At 49.8% G+C, this 16,957-nt stretch carries 17 protein-coding genes; 9 read left to right on the plus strand and 8 right to left on the minus strand.

Features of this window, described 5'->3' with window-relative positions; all coding sequences use genetic code 11:
- The first annotated feature begins 73 nt into the window (after nt 1–73).
- From ACKFKH_RS05905 to ACKFKH_RS05935, 7 genes are all read left to right on the plus strand, one after another.
- A complete protein-coding gene (locus ACKFKH_RS05905; protein WP_446857545.1) occupies nt 74–541 on the plus strand; it encodes a restriction endonuclease in 468 nt (155 codons plus the stop codon).
- 126 nt (nt 542–667) lie between these two features.
- The gene (locus tag ACKFKH_RS05910) at nt 668–997 is read left to right on the plus strand and encodes a DUF433 domain-containing protein (protein WP_446857323.1); all 330 of its coding nucleotides are present in this window, start codon (nt 668–670) and stop codon (nt 995–997) included.
- A gap of 71 nt (nt 998–1,068) precedes the next feature.
- On the plus strand, nt 1,069–1,344 hold the full coding sequence (locus ACKFKH_RS05915; protein ID WP_446857546.1) for a DUF5615 family PIN-like protein: 276 nt from the start codon (nt 1,069–1,071) through the stop codon (nt 1,342–1,344).
- A 177-nt stretch (nt 1,345–1,521) separates the two neighbouring features.
- Complete coding sequence (locus ACKFKH_RS05920; RefSeq protein ID WP_446857324.1) at nt 1,522–2,943, plus strand: amidohydrolase; 1,422 nt, start codon at nt 1,522–1,524, stop codon at nt 2,941–2,943.
- A gap of 351 nt (nt 2,944–3,294) precedes the next feature.
- Nucleotides 3,295–4,593, plus strand: coding sequence for a TIR domain-containing protein (locus tag ACKFKH_RS05925; RefSeq protein ID WP_446857325.1), 1,299 nt, complete (start codon nt 3,295–3,297; stop codon nt 4,591–4,593).
- Nucleotides 4,594–4,604: 11 nt separating this feature from the next.
- Nucleotides 4,605–5,420, plus strand: a complete 816-nt coding sequence (locus ACKFKH_RS05930) for a tetratricopeptide repeat protein (RefSeq protein ID WP_446857547.1) — start codon at nt 4,605–4,607, stop codon at nt 5,418–5,420.
- 68 nt (nt 5,421–5,488) lie between these two features.
- On the plus strand, nt 5,489–5,746 hold the full coding sequence (locus ACKFKH_RS05935; RefSeq protein WP_446857326.1) for a hypothetical protein: 258 nt from the start codon (nt 5,489–5,491) through the stop codon (nt 5,744–5,746).
- A gap of 95 nt (nt 5,747–5,841) precedes the next feature.
- Here ACKFKH_RS05935 and ACKFKH_RS05940 read toward each other — a convergent pair whose 3' ends face one another.
- Both ACKFKH_RS05940 and ACKFKH_RS05945 read right to left on the minus strand, forming a co-directional pair.
- Nucleotides 5,842–6,102, minus strand: a complete 261-nt coding sequence (locus ACKFKH_RS05940; RefSeq protein WP_446857327.1) for a type II toxin-antitoxin system RelE family toxin — start codon at nt 6,100–6,102, stop codon at nt 5,842–5,844.
- Nucleotides 6,099–6,317: a hypothetical protein gene (locus ACKFKH_RS05945; protein ID WP_446857328.1), complete on the minus strand. Its 219-nt coding sequence runs from the start codon at nt 6,315–6,317 to the stop codon at nt 6,099–6,101. Before ACKFKH_RS05945 ends, ACKFKH_RS05940 begins: the two co-directional genes overlap by 4 nt.
- Before the next feature lie 222 nt (nt 6,318–6,539).
- On the opposite strand from ACKFKH_RS05945, the gene ACKFKH_RS05950 reads away from it, so the two are divergent.
- Complete coding sequence (locus tag ACKFKH_RS05950; RefSeq protein ID WP_446857329.1) at nt 6,540–6,701, plus strand: hypothetical protein; 162 nt, start codon at nt 6,540–6,542, stop codon at nt 6,699–6,701.
- Here the strand turns inward: ACKFKH_RS05950 and ACKFKH_RS05955 are convergent.
- Genes ACKFKH_RS05955 through ACKFKH_RS05965 form a run of 3 tightly spaced genes read right to left on the minus strand, consistent with a single transcriptional unit; the run spans nt 6,698 to nt 7,493 of the window.
- Nucleotides 6,698–7,045 carry a type II toxin-antitoxin system RelE/ParE family toxin gene (locus ACKFKH_RS05955; protein ID WP_446857330.1) on the minus strand — a complete coding sequence of 116 codons (348 nt, stop codon included), beginning with the start codon at nt 7,043–7,045 and terminating at the stop codon, nt 6,698–6,700. The genes ACKFKH_RS05950 and ACKFKH_RS05955 overlap by 4 nt on opposite strands.
- Nucleotides 7,042–7,296 (minus strand): hypothetical protein, encoded by a 255-nt coding sequence (locus tag ACKFKH_RS05960; RefSeq protein ID WP_446857331.1) that lies wholly within the window; start codon nt 7,294–7,296, stop codon nt 7,042–7,044. The genes ACKFKH_RS05955 and ACKFKH_RS05960 overlap by 4 nt, the downstream gene beginning before the upstream one ends.
- A gap of 32 nt (nt 7,297–7,328) precedes the next feature.
- Nucleotides 7,329–7,493, minus strand: a complete 165-nt coding sequence (locus ACKFKH_RS05965) for a hypothetical protein (RefSeq protein WP_446857332.1) — start codon at nt 7,491–7,493, stop codon at nt 7,329–7,331.
- A gap of 7 nt (nt 7,494–7,500) precedes the next feature.
- On the opposite strand from ACKFKH_RS05965, the gene ACKFKH_RS05970 reads away from it, so the two are divergent.
- Complete coding sequence (locus tag ACKFKH_RS05970) at nt 7,501–7,674, plus strand: hypothetical protein (protein WP_446857333.1); 174 nt, start codon at nt 7,501–7,503, stop codon at nt 7,672–7,674.
- A gap of 79 nt (nt 7,675–7,753) precedes the next feature.
- On the opposite strand, the gene ACKFKH_RS05975 is transcribed toward ACKFKH_RS05970, so the two are convergent.
- The 3 genes from ACKFKH_RS05975 to ACKFKH_RS05985 all read right to left on the minus strand — a co-directional run bounded on the left by ACKFKH_RS05975 (nt 7,754) and on the right by ACKFKH_RS05985 (nt 16,846).
- Nucleotides 7,754–10,594, minus strand: a complete 2,841-nt coding sequence (locus ACKFKH_RS05975) for a methyl-accepting chemotaxis protein (RefSeq protein WP_446857334.1) — start codon at nt 10,592–10,594, stop codon at nt 7,754–7,756.
- A gap of 231 nt (nt 10,595–10,825) precedes the next feature.
- Nucleotides 10,826–13,876 carry a hybrid sensor histidine kinase/response regulator gene (locus ACKFKH_RS05980; RefSeq protein WP_446857335.1) on the minus strand — a complete coding sequence of 1,017 codons (3,051 nt, stop codon included), beginning with the start codon at nt 13,874–13,876 and terminating at the stop codon, nt 10,826–10,828.
- A 168-nt stretch (nt 13,877–14,044) separates the two neighbouring features.
- Nucleotides 14,045–16,846: a methyl-accepting chemotaxis protein gene (locus ACKFKH_RS05985; RefSeq protein ID WP_446857336.1), complete on the minus strand. Its 2,802-nt coding sequence runs from the start codon at nt 16,844–16,846 to the stop codon at nt 14,045–14,047.
- Nucleotides 16,847–16,957 lie beyond the last annotated feature (111 nt).

Here is a 16,957-nt window from a genome sequence, read left to right on the forward strand (position 1 = left end):
AGGGAACTCTTCTCCCCTAGAATGACCGGGATTCTATTTCTTGGCAAGTCCCTAAGCTATTCGATCTGAATTAATCGTTCTTTATCAGGAGAGTGAGACCAAGAAGCGAGGGAAGCAACTAGAAGTAATTTTGAATAGCCTGTTTGAGAGTGAGGGAATTTTGATCAGAGAATCTTTCACTATAAAAGGTGAAAACAATGAAGGAGTAATTCAGCAAGTTGATGGAGCTATTGAGGTGAACAGCCATCTTTATCTTGTTGAAATGAAGTGGTGGAAAGAAGCTTTGGGTGCTGGTGATGTTGCACAGCATGTCATGCGCCTTTTTGAGAGGACTGATGTTCGCGGTATCTTTATCTCAGCTTCTGGTTATACTGATGCAGCAATCATCAATATTCAGAAGGCACTTAATCAGAAAATTATTGTGCTTTTTACCTTAAAAGAACTTGTTCTTCTTTTAGAAGGAGAAAACTCTTTCGAGTCTCTTTTGAAGTCCAAGGTTGAGGCTATTCAGCTTGAGGGGAAGCTTGTGTATGACCTTTAAAGAGTGGATTTGCTTATTCTCTAAGTCATTGGAGGCAAACTAAAATATGCCCTAAAGCCGGATAAACGTCATCGTCAACTTTGTCAGGTTCATCTATGATTTAGATAGTTGAGTCAAAGCCAATCTATGCCAGTCTTAGCACCAAAATCTTATGTAGAGTACCGAAACGAGAGTTACTGGGTAGAAGGAACTCGGATTTCTCTTGACTCGATTGTCTACGTTTTCCAGAAAGGGTTATCACCTGAAAGTATTGTTCAGTCTTTTCCGTTGTTAACCCTTGAGCAGGTTTATGGTGCGATCGCCTTCTATCTTGCCAATCGTACTGAGATTGACGCTTACTTGGCAGCAGAGGAGGAGGCGTTTGACGCTATGTCCCAGCCGCTACAAACCACTGATCCTGTTTTGTATAACAAGCTTATGGCAGCGAAGGCAGCGAAGCGGCAGGTAGAATTGTGACCATACGTTATCAGGCTGATGCTGATTTGAATCAGGCGATTGTAACGGGTGTTTTACGGTGAGAACCTACAATTGATTTTCAAACCGCTTTTGCTGCTGGATTGGAAGGTGTTAAAGATCCAGAAGTGTTGGCAATCGCAGCAGAACAAGGGCGTATTCTCGTCAGTCATGATCGCAGAACGATGCCATTGGAGTTCGCCACGTTTATTACCAGCAGTCAAAGCTCAGGAGTTATCATCGTTTCGAGAAAACTATCGATTGAAGTTGTTATTGAGGAATTGCTGCTAGTTTGGGCAGTATCCAGTGCAGAGGAGTGGGTAAATCGCATTGCAAAGTTACCCCTTTGACGCAGGCTAACAACCTTGGTGCAGCGGACGGTATCAAGATCTTGTTGGTGATACAAAGGTGATCTGCCGCCGCTGACTAGGAACGGTAGCAGACATAGCGGATGCCCGATCGTTCCCAAGTACAAACTATTCACGAGCTACATTCGACACCTCCTCCCTCCTCACCTCCTTCCCTGCATGACTTTTACCATTCAAAACGCTCTGATCCCAGTTGACCAAGGCTATGAGACGACAGACATTTACATTGAACACGATCGCATCCAAACGATCGCGCCTCACCTTGAACCGATCGGCACCCTGATCGACGGGCGCAACAAATTACTCCTTCCTGGCTTTGTCAATGCTCACACCCACTCTTCAGAAATGTGGCAACGGGGGATCATTCCTCCCACACCGTTAGAGCTTTGGTTAGCCGAACTGTATGACTTCTCACCACTCGATCCTGAGCAAGCCTATCTGAGCGCCGTTGGCACCGCCGTCGAAACCTTGCTGACTGGGGGAACGAGCGTTGTCGATCATTTGGTGTTGATTCCGGGGAAGGAGTTGGAGACGATCGCGGCTGCGGTTCGGGCTTATCGTCAGGTTGGAATTCGGGCATTTGTGGCCCCGCTGATTCAGGATGAGGCGATGTCGAGCGGCATTCCCACGGGGGGCGGTGAGTCAGAACGCGAGACCTATGTGCGACCGACGGAGGCGACTTTGGCCTTGATGCAAGAAGCCGTGACGCAGTTTCACCGCCCGGATCAGGGGGTCAATATTCTCGTCGCGCCCACGGGCACCCAGCTTTGTTCGGATGCGTTGTTTGAGGGCTGTATTGAGTTGAGCGATCGCTACAATCTTTGTCGTCACGCGCACCTACTCGAAACCAAAGCGCAGCAGCTTCTCGCTCAAGAAAAGTATGGCTGTAGCGCGGTTGAACATCTGAAAAAAATTGGCTATCTCAGTCCTCGCACCTCACTGGCTCACTGCGTTTGGCTAGACGATGCCGATATTGAAATCATGGCCGCTACGCAATCGACCGTGGTTCACAATCCGCTGAGTAACTTGCGTCTGGGCAGTGGCATCGCTCCCATTCTCAAATATCGTCAGGCGGGGGTGAATGTCGCGATCGGCTGTGACGGCTCCGCCAGCAACGATTCGCAAGACTTGTTAGAAGCGATCAAAGTCGGCTCAATTTTGCACAATGTGACTGACCTGGATTATCACCATTGGATCACGCCGAGGGAAGCGATCGCAATGGCCGCGTTAGGCGGTGCGAAAGGTTTAAATCTAGCCGACGACATGGGATCGTTAACGGTTGGCAAGAAAGCAGATTTAGTGTTGTATGACTTGATGAGTCTATCGTTGTTACCGCGAACTGATCCAATTGGGTTACTGGTTTTAGGTCGTCCGGTCAACGCTGTCGCACACGCCTGGGTGAATGGGAATCTAATTGTCAAAGATGGCGAAATGTGCAACGTCAACGTCAACGAATTGAGACAAAATTTGTTCCATCGCAGCGAATGGAGTACCAAACGCCAGGCTCCCTCGGTCGCTCAAATCGAAGCCAAGTATCGATCGGTCATGGGGTTACCCAGCGTCACACAGGGCTACTCCTAATTGACTTTCAAGACAATCGCTACAGAAGTCAATGTTATTTGGTTTTCGTTCCTAAGACTCACTTCTTAACGTCAGTTCGATGAGAGTGACTCGCTTCGTTCCAATCGGCTTCAGCCCCCTAAATCCCCCACAAGTGAGGGACTTTGAACGAGAAATATTGTCTCAAAGTCTCCCAAAATTGGGGGGTTGGGGGGCAGAAGTGCTGAATAACGAAGTGAGAAAACTCCATCGAATTCACGTTAAATCAGGACATCTTCTAACCGTCAATGAGTCAACAGGGATGCGTAGTTTTCCTTCTGGTAAATCTTTCTGTTAATCTGGGCACAGCGATCGCGTAAAGGAAACACGGGCATGAGCGAGAGTGCCGTTTTGATCTCCGGTTCTGCTAGAAATCGAGTTGACCATGATGTGTTTATCTCCTACTCGCGGCGAGATGGTGAGTTTGCTCGGCGGTTGCTGGGGGCGCTCAAGGGTGAAAATCGGGATACCTGGGTCGATTGGCAGTCAATTCAGGCGGCGGAAGATTTTTGGCAGGCGATCGAGACGGGCATTGAGGCGGCCAATACGTTCATTTTTGTGATCAGTCCCGATTCGGTGGCATCTGAGTATTGCAACAAAGAAGTTGACTACGCGGTTTTGCACAAAAAGCGGTTGATTCCTGTGGTGTGTCGAGAGGCAGACAATGTTCATTCGGCACTGCGATCGCTGGACTGGATTTTTTTGCGAGAACAGGACGACTTTGAGCCTGCGTTTGCGCGATTGGTAAAGGCGATCGACACCGATCTGGAGCATACGCGATCGCATACTCGATTATTGGTGAAGGCAATCGAATGGAACAAACGGGGACGAGATGACAGCTTTTTGTTGCGAAAAATTGACCTGACAGATGCAGAATATTGGCTGACGGCCAGTGCAGAAAAGGAGCCGATTCTGACTGAGTTGCATCGAGACTATATTACTACCAGTCGTCAGGTTGAGGATGACTATAATCTACTGCTGGCAAAAGGGGAACGCGCACAGCGATGGGTGAAGCTGGCGGCGATCGTGGTGCCTGTTGCGGTGGCGATCGCGACGATCGCAGGAATTTATGCCTTCTCTCAAGCTCAAAGTGCGAAAGATGCAGATCAGAAGGCGACATTTGCAATTCAGAAGGCGGAAGGTGCAGAAAAAAGGGTGACATTTGCAGATCGGAAGGCAACGTTTGCAGATCGGAAGGCGAAAGATGCAGAAAAAAGGGTGACGGTTGCAGATCAGAAGGCGATCGTTGCAGTTCAGAACGCGAAAGATGCAGTTCAACAGGCAGATCGCGCTAAACAGGCTCAAATAACGATGCAAGAACTGCTGAAGCGACAAGAAGCAAAGCTCAACACGACCAACACGAACTTAGCCGAAAAACAAAAGAATATTCGAGATGTGTGGCAGTTCAGCGATGCCTTAGCTGAAAGCGCAAAGGGAAATTACGACAGTGCCTTAGATATTCTGAAAAGAGTGATTGATAAAAATTCTCGCAACACGTTCGCCTTAATGGGTCGCGGAGTTGTCTATCAGCAGAAGAAAGATTACCCAGCAGCCGAGGCAGAGTTCTGGCGGGCGATCGAGATCGATCAGAGTGATCCAACTGCCCGGTATGGCTTGGGCAATGTGCTATAAACCAAAACAAGCTGGATGAGGCAGTCAGTGCCTACCGCAAAGCTATTGAGCTTGACTCCAAATATGCCGCAGCTTACTACAATCTGGGACTGGCGCTGTATAACCAAAACAAGCTGGATGAGGCAGTCAGTGCCTACCGCAAAGCCATTGAGCTTGACCCAAAATATACCAAAGCTCACACCAATCTGGGCACTGTGCTATCTGACCAGAAGAAGCTGGATGATGCAATCATTGCCTACCGCAAAGCCATTGAGCTTGACCCAAAAAATGCCTTAGCTTACAACAATCTGGGCAATGCGCTGAGGAACCAAAACAAGCCGGATGATGCAATCATTGCCTACTGCAAAGCCATTGAGCTTGACCCCAAAGATGTCAAAGCTTACTACAATCTGGGCACTGTTCTATATAACCAAAACAAGCCGGATGATGCAATCATTGCCTACCGCAAAGCCACTGAGCTTGACCCCAAAAATGCCAAATCTCACTACAATTTGGGCATTGCGCTGGGGAACCAAAACAAGATTGATGAGGCAGTCAGCGCCCTCCGCAAGGCCACTGAGCTTGACCCCAAAGATACCTTAGCTTATACAGGTCTAGGCTATGCGCTGTATAGACAGAACAAATTGGAGGAAGCGATCGTAACTCTCAACCAAGCCATCCAAATCAATTCCAACTATGCACTGGCTTATGCCAATCGGGGGTTAACTTACTTCAAAAAGCAGCAGTACGATCGTGCCCTTGCAGATCTCGATCGTGCGATCGGACTTGGCTACAAAGAAGATTGGGTGATGAAGTTGCGAGAGCGGGTGAGAAAACAGATGAAATGAGGAGCGTTTTGAGTTGGGGAGGATGAGGAGCGATCGGCTGCTCTCGGTATAGGTGTTAGGGTAAAATCATGAAACCAGCAGAAGGAATTTTAGTCATGTCGTCTCCAACGATCGCCACCGTAGTCAAGATGATGGAATCTCTGCCTGAGAACCTACAAGAGCAGGTTATCGATCATCTTCGCGAATACATCGACGACCTGCAAGACGAACTTCAGTGGGATGACTCATTCAAGCAAACTCAGACAAAGCTCATCGAAGCGGCTCGACGTGCCAAACAAGAGATTGCTCAAGGGCTTTCTAGCCCACTAGACTACGACCAGCTATGAACTCGACAGCCCTGCCCTCTTTTTGGGATGCCTATCAACCCCTTGATGAAAAGACCAGGCGCAGCGCCAGAACTAATCTCAACCTTCTTACGGAATCAACCATAAACTTCTCGTCGATGCCTAATCCGGTTGATAAAAATGACTCTTTCCTCCTGGCTATATTCATAAATCACTCGGTAATCACCGACTCTTAGTTTAAAGAAGCCCGATAGATTAGCGGTCAAAGGCTGTGGCGTAATTTGGTCAAAATTCTCAGCCAGCCAATGAATCTTACTAACGATTCGCTCTCGAAGTGTCTGAGTTAGCCGCTCTAAATCAGCAAACGCTTCTGACTCATATTCAACCCAATAGCTCATTGGCGACTCAGTCCCAATTTTTGCATCACCTCATCTGCTGGAATGCCACGAACTCCCAACGCTCTACGCTTGCGAATCTCCAAAAGCTCTTGTTGAAGTTCCTCTTTAACCGTTGCGCCTTCATCGGGGTCTGGCAAAAACTCGTCCAAAGCTTCCATGACCGTTTCTCGAATCAGAGTTTTCAGTTCGTTAATCGTAAGGTCTTTAACTTGCATAGCCGTTCCATCTAGCATTGCTCATTTAGTTTAAGCGATCGCCCCACTTCAGAGAACCCTACACTCAACGATCGCGCTTTGACAAAGGTTCGATCGACCATCCGTGAAGCGTTAGACTAAACTCAAACAATTCTGAACGGTATGAGAACGACCCCTTGCGGGTAACTCGAAGAGATCGAAGCTACCGCAACAATCACCGAAGATGGGCAACTCATTCTACAAGTGCCGCCTGATATTTCTCCCGGTCAGCATCAAGTCGTGATTGTGATTGATGAGCAATCTGCCTCTACTTCACAGCGATCGTCCCTGCAATTTTCAACCTATCCTGTTGGGTTAGCTTCCCCTGATCTAACCTTCCGTCGAGAAGACCTCTATGGCGGTTAAGTCGCTTTGGGTTCTTCTGGATCTTCACCAAGCGTCTGTTGTGTGCCGTGTCGAATGTGCAAAATCCGAACGGTAGAAACTTCTTGCCCTTCTAAAATCGTAAAGATAATGCGGTATGAGTTGCGTCCACGACCGTAAAGCAGTTGTCGAATTTCTTGACTAAAATACTCATTCTCACGCGCAGGGGGGCAGCGTCTTGGCATTTGAGATAAAGAAGCGATCGCTTGCAGCAACTCTGAATACCATTGGCTTGCCCTCCTTAGATCTGTAACTTGAGACAACCGCAGAAACGCGCTATCTGCTTCAGCTTCTGCCAAGCTAGAAATCTCAATGCGATACTTCATAGATCAGATGACAGACCATACTTGCGGTGTTGATCTTCTGCAAACTCCCGAAACGATCGCGATCGACCCGCCTCAAAATCATCTAGGCCCTGCTGAATTCCAGTCTTCGCTTCTTCCAGGTCTTGCGCTTCCCATTCCAAAACGCTTGCCAATAGCTCAGATGCAACAAGATTGACATTTTGACCTTGCCGAGCAGCCCGCTCACGCAGCAATGCTTCTAAATCTGGACTCAGGGTGACAACAATCGCCATAGTCTGCCTCGTTATCCTGTAACGTCGCTCATCTAGTCTAATCGATCGCCCGACCTCAAAGAACCCCGCGCTGCGCGATCAGGCATCTCTGAAGCGTTATGGCTTGCCCTCCTTGGGTCTGTAACTTGAGACAACCGCAGAAACGCGCTATCTGCTTCAGCTTCTGCCAAGCTAGAAATCTCAATGCGATACTTCATAGATCAGATGACAGACCATACTTGCGGTGTTGATCTTCTGCAAACTCCTGAAACGATCGTGCCTTTCAGATTTCGATCGCACGATCAAACTTGGCTACAAAGAAGATTGGGTGATGAAGTTACGAGAGCAGGTGAGAAAAGAGATGAAATGAGGAAGAGCGATCGCTTGCAGCAACTCTAAATAGGGAGCGATCGCCACAACGCAACTCAATTCATTAGCGTCACATCAGCCATATACTTCTCGACGATGCTTAATTCGATTAAATCAATCTCTCATCCCTCCCGCTCCCCACCTCAAACATCCCCACCGAAGACTGCAACTCCTGAGCCACCTGCACCGTTTCCCGCAGCACGCCAGAGACGCGGCGCGACGAATCAGAAGTTTTGGCAGAAGTTTGGGCGACCTCTTGAATCAAACTCGTCACCGATCGCGAAGTCTCCACTTGAGAAACCGTTGCCTCAGAAATTGACTGTACCAGTTCATCAATCTGGCGTGACACATGCACAATGTGAATCAAACTTTGCTTGGCATTTTTGACCGAATGGGCACCCTTGACGACCTGAGCCGTCCCTTGCCCCATGACTTCGACCACCGATCGCGTCTCCAATTGGATCGCCTCCACAATCTGCCCAATTTCTCGTGTGGCCGCCGCCGATCGCGCCGCGAGTTCTCCCACTTCTGAAGCCACGACCGCAAAACCCCGCCCATGCTCCCCGGCACGAGACGCTTCGAGACTGGCGTTGATAGCGAGCAGGTCAGTTTGGACAGCAATCTCATTGATCAGCGACACAATTCTAGAAATCTGCTGAGACGCTTCGCCCAATTGTTTGACTTTTTTAGCAGCTTCTTCGATCGTTTCTCGCAGCTTGAGAATATTTTTCACCGTTAAATCCATTTCAGACTCACCCAGTTCTGCGACATTGGAGGCTTTGCGGGCGACTGTAGCGGCCTGAGTAGCGCGTTCGGCGACCGTTTGAATCGATCGCGTCATCTGCTCTACTGAGTTGAGAATGCGAGTCGTTTCCTCTGTTTGCTGAAGGGCGTTTTCGGCTAGTTGTTTCATTTCGCCTTCATTTTCGCCCAAAAGACGACTGACCTGAGTAGCAGACTGCTTGACTTGAAGAACGATTTGGCGCAGATTTTCGACGATCGCATTAAAGAAATCGGCCACCGTGCCAATGTCACCGGATGTCACTTCGGCGCGCACCGTCAAATCGCCCCGTGATGCCCCTTCTACCTCTTCAAGGAGCGCGACAATTTGAAGCTGAAGCGACTCTTTGAGCGTCTCGGAAGAGTGCAGCGCAGCTTGCTTTTCTTGCAAAAGTTGAGCTTGATCCAGCGTGTACCCAATTTGCGGCGCAAGCTGTATCAAAAAGTCAGTTTCAAAGCGTTGCCATTGGCGAGGTTGAGAACATTGGTGAACACAGAGTAAGCCCATCGCCCGCCCGCCCTGCCAAATCGGAACCGCCATCTCTGCCTTGACTTCAAACCGTCGCAGATAATCTCGACGACGTGGCCGAATATCTTCTCGATCGGTGTCGTTGACAATCCAGTTAGATTGCGTCATGTATTGCTCAAAGTGATCAAGATCCAGTGGATTATCGACCACACTTGTAATAATCTTTGCGTACTCAGATAAAACTGATTCAGCAATCACACTCGCATTTAATAAGTAATCTTCAAACCGATAAATAACGACGCGATCGGCTCTGAGAAAATCACGCGCTTCTTCAACCGAGGTTTGTAAAATCTGATCAGCATTCAGCGATCGTCGCATTCGTTCGGTAATGTTACTCAGCGCTTTCGCTTCTTTGGCTTGCTGCTCTTGACGAGAGGCTTCACCCGACAGCGCAATTTCTGAAGCCGAGAGATTGTCTGCCATCTGGTTAAACGCGATCGCCAGTTGCCCCACTTCATCTTGAGAAAAAACCTCAGCCCGCGCCGACCGATCGCCCTGAGCAAACTCCTGAGTTGTCTGCTCTAAGTGTTGAATCGGTTTGAGAACCGTCCGCCGAAACAGCAGGCTCCAGCCGACAATCAGCAATAGAGAAATCGCCAGCACGATCGCTTCTTGCAGCAAACTTTTAGAAATCAACTGATTCAGGGTCTCTTCGGGCGTGCCCCGCACCAGAATGGCGATCGACTCATCGTTATAAACAGGAGACGGCCCCTCCGGAGTTTCGACGATCCGATTGGGGACGGCTTTTGCAGCAACGGTATAAGTTTGGCCGCCCACCTCCAATCGCTGAGTGACCGCTTGCCCTTTGGCGCGGACTGCATCCGTCAACACCGATGTATCTGTAAGGGACACAGGTTGAGAACTGTTCTGGTCGAGGGCGGTTGCCAAAGAAAAGTCTCCCGTCGATCGCCGCAGATAAACCGCACTGTATCCACCGTCAAATGCCTTAAGCGTACTTTCTACGATCGGCAATTTGCCATTGACCACATCTCCAAAAATCAGCGCACCAATCACTTCTTGATTCTCAGGATTTCTCACCGGAGTCACCACATAGCGAATCAGCCCATCGTCCTTAATTTCCTGCGGGAGGGGAGGGGCTTCTCGGCTCAGTTCGTCTTTAGAAATCGTCTCGCTGGCTTTGATTTGTTGTCCGCTGGCGATCGACTGTTTGACCAGATCGGCTAAGTTGGGAGCGGTAATTTTTTCATTAGAACGATTTTTATTAGCATTAATTACAATTCGCAGATCCTTACTGACCAGCGTTGCATATTCTATTTTTCTCGCCTTGACTTCATTTTGCAGAATTTGTTTAACTTGATTCCGCAGATCTTCAGGAATGGGTTGTCCTTGCTGTTGATTTTTTGCTGCGTTGAAGATCGCAGGGTTATCAGATTGACCGCGTGAGCCAAATCCCATTTGATTCACTTTGATGTTGTAGTTTGTCTCCGTCACAGCGACTTCTGACTTGGCTTGCGCCTGTATCTGCGTGCGTAAACTACTGGTGATCACTATCGTTGAGCCGACCCCCAACGCCAAAATCGGAACCAATTCGCAGACAATCAGCGCGATCGCTTGTTTGCGTCCGATCGACAAATCACTAAACCACTTCAACCCAGAGGAACGATCGCCTCGAATTTCCACACCCACACTCCTTATTGTTGATAAAATTACTAGTGAATCATAAGTTGGACGCTGGAATCTAGACGTTGGACGTTGGACGCTCGACAGCGCAAGCGTTTGGTGTAATGTGAGTCTGAGTAGGCTCTTTCGCTTCGTTGTTTGAATCTTCTGCCCCCCAACTCCCCAATTCTGGAGATGAGAACGTCTTTCATCAAATTCACACCCATTCGTCTAAGGTCTAAAGTCTCCCCGCTAATTTAGAGCACTACTTTCAATCAGTTGCGCCAATGTTCGTAAAAGCACCTGCTCGTTATAGGGTTTTGAAAAATAAGCGTTTGCACCCAAATTTGTAGCGATCTGACGGTGTTTGTCACTGCTGCGTGAGGTGAGCATGGCGATCGGCACCCGTTCTAACGTCGGATTCGCCTTCATTTTGGCCAGCAGTCCGTATCCATCTAATCGAGGCATCTCAATGTCGCAAATCACAGCTTGAATCAGCGTCCCCGTTTCCAATCGCTCCAGCGCGTCGAGTCCATCTTTGGCTTGCTCAACTCGATAGCCTGCTCGCTCTAGCGTCAGAGCCAAAAAGCGCCGCACATTAATCGAGTCATCGACCACCAAAATCGTTTGATGATCAGCACTCAGGCGAGGAGTCGGCGGCAGAGGCGGCAATTCGGGAGGGGTACTCCGTTCGTAGCTCGTCAGCCAGCGCAGCATCTCCGAAACATTCACCAGCGGCACCACGCGACCATTTCCCATAATCGTGCAGTTGCTAAAGCCCGCCGGAAGTGGCAGATTGCCCTCGACTCGGCGAATCGTCGCTTCTTGCTCACCCCAGCAGCGATCGATTTGCAGCCCAAACTTCTGAGTTCCCTGATTGACAATCACTACAGCAGGGGCAGCGATCGTCGGAACGGCTTCAAAACTGTAGCGCGATCGAGCGCAGTTAAAATTGAGCCAGCGCTGAAGACGAATTAGCTCAACGGGTTGATTTTGCCAGTTCAACACTTCGCTGCCTGCGGTTTGAATAATCTGCTCTGGTTTGAGCAAAAACATCTCTTCGATAATGTCGGTCGGAAAGGCCAGCAGCATTTTGTGACTTTCGACCAGCAGCACGCGCACCGTAGACAGCGTAAACGGAATCGACAGCGTAAAGGTGGTGCCCTGTCCAGCCTGCGTGTTGACCTTGATTTCGCCCCTGATTTGTTTGAGATTACTCCGCACGACATCCATACCAACGCCTCGCCCCGATAGCGTGGTTACTTGGTCGCGAGTGCTAAATCCCGGTTCAAAAATCAGTGACAGCAGTTCTTCATCGCTGGCCGCTGCTAAGAGAGTCGCATCTAAGCCCATCTGCTCGGCTCTGGTACGAATCTTATCGATCGCGATCCCTTCTCCATCATCTCGCACTGTGATCACCGTTCGGTTGCCCTGATGAAAGGCGCGAATCTCGATCACTCCCTCGGCTGGCTTGCCTTTGAGAACACGGGTTTCAGGCGTTTCGATTCCATGATCAAAAGCGTTGCGAAGTAGATGCATTAAGGGATCGTTTAGCGTTTCCAAAAGGTTGCGATCGACGAGTGTATTTCCCCCTATCACCTTGAGATCAATCTGTTTACCATACTGAAGTGACAACTCTCTCAAAGCACGAGGAAAGCGATCGAGAATATCCGACAAAGGACGCATTCTCAGTTGAGTCAATCCTGATTGCAGTTGTTTCGCTGTTTTGTTGAGATTGCGATTTACCTGCTCGGTATCATCCAGACTCAAATCGATATCTTCACTGACTTCTTGAATTTGTACCAGCGTTTCCATCACCTGTTGTGAAAGCAGATGGAGATCGCTATATCGATCCAGTTCTAAAGCATCAAAATCTGAAGTTTGAGATTTAAATTTTGTGCTTTGGGAATTGAGCGTTAGGGTATTAGCGTTACCATTCTCAGAAGTGTCATCAGAACCTGCACTCAGAAGTTTTACACCGCGATTAAGAATCGGAGAGCCAAAGTTAGAAACGGTGACTTTATCGTAAGCATTTCGCATTTCAGAATTGACGTGATCCAGGGTTTGGAGGCGATCGTGCAGCGTTTGAGCCAGACTGCGAAGCCGCTTGAGATAGAGGTCTAAACCATTGCGGTCGATCGTTAATTCGCCAAACAAGTCATTGAGTTGATTTAACTGCTTAACCGGAACGCGCACCGTGGAATCTTGATCGCTTTCAGGCAGCATTTCTGGCTCTGTCTGCGTCTCCAATACTTTAAAGTCAGACACCTTAAAATCAGCCTGGGCCGCTTGCGTCTGGGACTCTTTTGCAGGCTGCAATTCCGTAAAGCCCTCGTCATCTACAGCCACCGAATCCGACGACAAAGCCTCCAGATACCACGCAGGCTCCTCTTCTAAAAGCGACTCCGCCGCACTCTCTTGAGGATCACTTGCCGCAACCGCCTCCCAATCCAGCAAGGACTCCGAAGCCTCCAATCCATCGTCAGATAACAGGTCATTCAATCCCATATTGTCTGGCTCTTTGAGGCCCGGCTGCGTCATCAGCGGAATCATCCCCGGAATTTCGGCATACTGTCCCACGATCGCCAAGGCCTGCGCCCGTCGCCAAGTTTGCAACGCAGAACGAGCGATCGCTGCCACCTCGTGATCCCCCACTTCCAAACAGTAGGTCACCGACTCACACAAGCTGCTAAACGCCGGGAGTTGCAGCATTTCGCCCAACCCGCCTAGCTCCTGCGCCAAAATCGACAGTTCTTCTTGCAAACAGGGCTGATCTGGCGTTTCTAAGACGCTTTCTAACCGCTGCAAGCAGCCCTCCACCTCCGTCTCAAACAACATCGGAACGATATCCTGTCCTTCGTCAGATGACAGCAGCGAAGCAGCACTCTCATCTTGAGGATCGCCTAACTGCTGGTGGAGTTGCGTAAAAATCGGTTCGACTTCTGCCTCGATCCAATTAGAGTCAAGGGTTACACTCTGGCGATCGCACTCGATCACCTGCCGCAGACAATGCACGGCTCTCAGCAACAAATTTTCGAGCGCAGCACTAATAACGATCGTCTTATCAACCTTGAGCACTTTGAGCGAATCTTCGAGCCGATGAGCCAGATCACTGAGCATTTGAAAGCCCATCATGCCCGCTCCACCTTTAATCGAGTGAGCCGATCGCAGTGCCGCGTTAATTTTTTGAGCATCCACTCGATGGTCTGCCAACCCAATGAGCGCCGCATCCAGCGTGTCCAGATATTCCTGCGCCTCATCGAGGAACTGGCGGCGAATTTCGAGTTCCTTATCGTGTGACATAGTTTTTTAAGAAGGGAGGAGGGATGAAAGGGTGAGGAGGGAGGAGGGAGGAGGGAGAAGTGAGAAGACGGAAGACGGAAGACAAGAGACAGAACGGGAGACAGAACTAGACTTTTGTCCATCCCTCATCCCTCTCGCGAAGCGTGCCGCCAGCGGCAACCCCTCACTTCATCCCTCAACTTTGAAGGCTCCGACCGACGCTTGCAGGTCTCTGGCGACTTCTACGGTTTGGCGGAGAGACTGGGAGACTTGGAGAGACGAATCAGAGGTGCGACCTGCCACTTGTACAATGTCTTGCATCAAATTGGTGACAGCTTGTGAGGTTTCGACTTGAGACACGGTGGCATCCGAAATCGATCGTACAATCTGATCAATCTGGCGTGAAACCGTGAGAATCTGCTCTAGACTTTGTTTGGCGTTTTCGACGAGGCGCGTTCCTTTGACGACCTGGGTGGTGCCTTCTTCCATCGCATCGACCACCTCGCTGGTTTCGCGCTGAATGGTGGCGACGATTTGTTCGATTTCTCGTGTAGCGGCCGCCGATCGAGCCGCCAGTTCCCCCACTTCTTCGGCAACGACCGCAAATCCTTGACTTTCTTCTCCTGCGCGGGCTGCCTCGATCCCGGCATTGATAGCGAGGAGATTGGTTTGCAGGGCGATTTGATTGATCAGCGAGACGACCTTAGAAATCTGCTGAGATGACTCTCCCAGACGTTTGACTTTTTTGGCGGTTTCTCCGATCGTTTCTCGCAAACCCAGAATGTTCTGCACCGTCAGATCCATTGCTGTGCCGCCTTCTTCGGCTGTTTGGGACGCAGTGCGCGTGACCTCGGCCGCTTGACGGGCGCTATCAGAAACTGACTGAATCGATCGCATCATTTCCTCCATTGAGGCCAACGTGCGAGTGGTTTCTTCGGCTTGTTGAAGCGCTTCTACCGCCAGATTGCGAACCGACTGTTCATCACTGCCCAGCGACGTGTTGACCTGAATGGCCGCCTGTTTGACCTGGGTGACGATTTGCCGCAGACTCTCAACGATCGAGTTAAAGAAGTCGGCTACCGTTCCAATGTCGCCCGCCGTCACATCTGCCCGCACGGTGAGATCGCCCATCACAGCACCTTCCACATCACCCAACAGATTCAACAACTGGAGTTGCAGGTCTTCTTTTTGCTGTCGTCGCTCTTCTGAAAGCGCTTCGGCTTCGTGGCGAGCTTGCTGGGCTTGTTCTAATAAATAAGCTTGATCTAGTGCGAATCCGATCTGTGTACTCAGTTGTGCAAAAAAGTCGATTTCTTCCGGTTCCCATTTCCGAGTACTAGAGCATTGATGAGCGCAGATTAATGCAATCAGAGATCCATTTCGCAAGATGGGGCCGACCATGTTGGCTTTGACTTCTAGACGGTCTAAGATCTCACAGTGACAGCGTGTTAGATCCCCATTGTGGACGTTTTCGGTAAACCAAATTCTGCCGCTGCGATAGCGATCGATATCCCCTGGTTTCAACGGATCTTCGATCGTCTTGCCCATCGCCCGAATCCAGCCCGACCCAACCGACTCGGCGGTAATGGTGCCACTGAGCCAGTCTTCATTAAATCGGTAAATCACGACGCGATCGACCTTGAGAAAACTGCGAATTTCATCGACTCCGGTTTGCAGAATGTCATCAAAGTTGAGAGATTTACGAATATTCACCACCGTCTCACTGAGAATCTGCGATCGCTGGGCGCTCAGAGTCTGACGATAGAGCAGGTCTTGTAGCTGATCCGCCATCTGGTTGATATTGGTACTCAACCCCGCTAATTCGTCTTCTCCCTGCACTTCGACCCGCGTATTGAGCGCGCCCTGTCCCAATTGTTCGACGGCTTGCGTCGCTTCCAAAATCGGACGGGTGACTCTACGTGCGATCGCCGCCGCCAAGATGCCGACCCACAGCGCTGTGATAAATGTCCCGATCGCCAGCGTCGTCAACAGTCCTCTTTGAGCCGCAAACGCCACATCGGTATCCGCCGCCAACATCACTTCCCAGTCAAGAGCGGGCAAGCCTTGTAGCGTAGTTCCCGGTGCGTAGCTGACGAGTTGTTGAGTGCGATCGAGTTGATTGGTCGAGACAAAGGTGCCTGCTTTCTTATCGGCTTGCAGTTTGTCTAACCCCGGAAAATCTTGCTTTGCGTCTCGTCCGACTTCCTCCTTTTGGGACGCGATAAAAAACTTACCCGTCGAGTCGAGCAAAAAGTAGTCTCTCGCCGAAACCTGATAGTCGCGGATTACATCCTCAATCTTTTGCAGGGTGACCACCGTGCGAACAATGGCGATCGTTTTTCCGCTTACGCTATCCCGCACTGGAGCCGCAAAATAAAGGGCAGAATCGTTGGCAGTCGAGGAAGAGACCACCCGTTCTACATAAGGATTATTGCTCCGCAACACCGATTGAAAATAATCCTGATCTTTCTGATTAGATAGCTTTGATCCGCGAGATTGCAACTGCACATTGCCATCGAGATCCAACACTGCAATATTCTGGTAGCTGCCATAAACCTCTACAAACTGGTCAAGAACCGCTTGCTTTTCATCATTCGAGGTGTTTTCTTTGATTTTAGAGTTGCTCAAAATGGGCAGCCGCGACAACACCTGAATATCTCCATACCGCTCCAGCATAAAGCGATTGAGCTTGTCAGAGAGTCCCGCTGCCGCTGCTTGTTGAGTGGTAATAATTTCTTTTTTAACCGCCTGATCCGCAATGTAGTAAGCGATTGCGCCGATCCCCAATACCGGAAGCGTGCCAATGGCCAGCGCGATCGCCGTTGCTTTGGTTTTCAGGCTCATCCGCCGCAGTTGGCCTCTCAGAGTTTGAGCTTTTGAGACTTCTGGCACAGGAGAAAAGTGGGTCTCGATCGCCATCCTATCCGTCGGACTCAACGGCAAACGAGACGAGGAGTTGGAATCTTTGGTTGCATTAATTTGATCGACCATAAGACATTCTCAAGCAAGTAAGGGGGTGAACACGGCATGATGCAGGGCTTCCTGAGTGTGAGGTGTGAGGTGTGAGCGATAAACCAAAGGGTTCAGTTCTGTCTCTTGTCT

The sequence above is a fragment of the Phormidesmis sp. 146-20 genome, from assembly GCF_052939475.1.

Coding starts and splice junctions, on each gene's coding strand:
- ACKFKH_RS05910 (WP_446857323.1), top strand. CDS start 668: ATGCCAGTCTTAGCACCAAAATCTTATGTAGAGTACCGAAACGAGAGT.
- ACKFKH_RS05920 (WP_446857324.1), top strand. CDS start 1,522: ATGACTTTTACCATTCAAAACGCTCTGATCCCAGTTGACCAAGGCTAT.
- ACKFKH_RS05925 (WP_446857325.1), top strand. CDS start 3,295: ATGAGCGAGAGTGCCGTTTTGATCTCCGGTTCTGCTAGAAATCGAGTT.
- ACKFKH_RS05935 (WP_446857326.1), top strand. CDS start 5,489: ATGAAACCAGCAGAAGGAATTTTAGTCATGTCGTCTCCAACGATCGCC.
- ACKFKH_RS05940 (WP_446857327.1), bottom strand. CDS start 6,102: ATGAGCTATTGGGTTGAATATGAGTCAGAAGCGTTTGCTGATTTAGAG.
- ACKFKH_RS05945 (WP_446857328.1), bottom strand. CDS start 6,317: ATGCAAGTTAAAGACCTTACGATTAACGAACTGAAAACTCTGATTCGA.
- ACKFKH_RS05955 (WP_446857330.1), bottom strand. CDS start 7,045: ATGAAGTATCGCATTGAGATTTCTAGCTTGGCAGAAGCTGAAGCAGAT.
- ACKFKH_RS05960 (WP_446857331.1), bottom strand. CDS start 7,296: ATGGCGATTGTTGTCACCCTGAGTCCAGATTTAGAAGCATTGCTGCGT.
- ACKFKH_RS05965 (WP_446857332.1), bottom strand. CDS start 7,493: ATGAAGTATCGCATTGAGATTTCTAGCTTGGCAGAAGCTGAAGCAGAT.
- ACKFKH_RS05970 (WP_446857333.1), top strand. CDS start 7,501: ATGACAGACCATACTTGCGGTGTTGATCTTCTGCAAACTCCTGAAACG.
- ACKFKH_RS05980 (WP_446857335.1), bottom strand. CDS start 13,876: ATGTCACACGATAAGGAACTCGAAATTCGCCGCCAGTTCCTCGATGAG.
- ACKFKH_RS05985 (WP_446857336.1), bottom strand. CDS start 16,846: ATGGTCGATCAAATTAATGCAACCAAAGATTCCAACTCCTCGTCTCGT.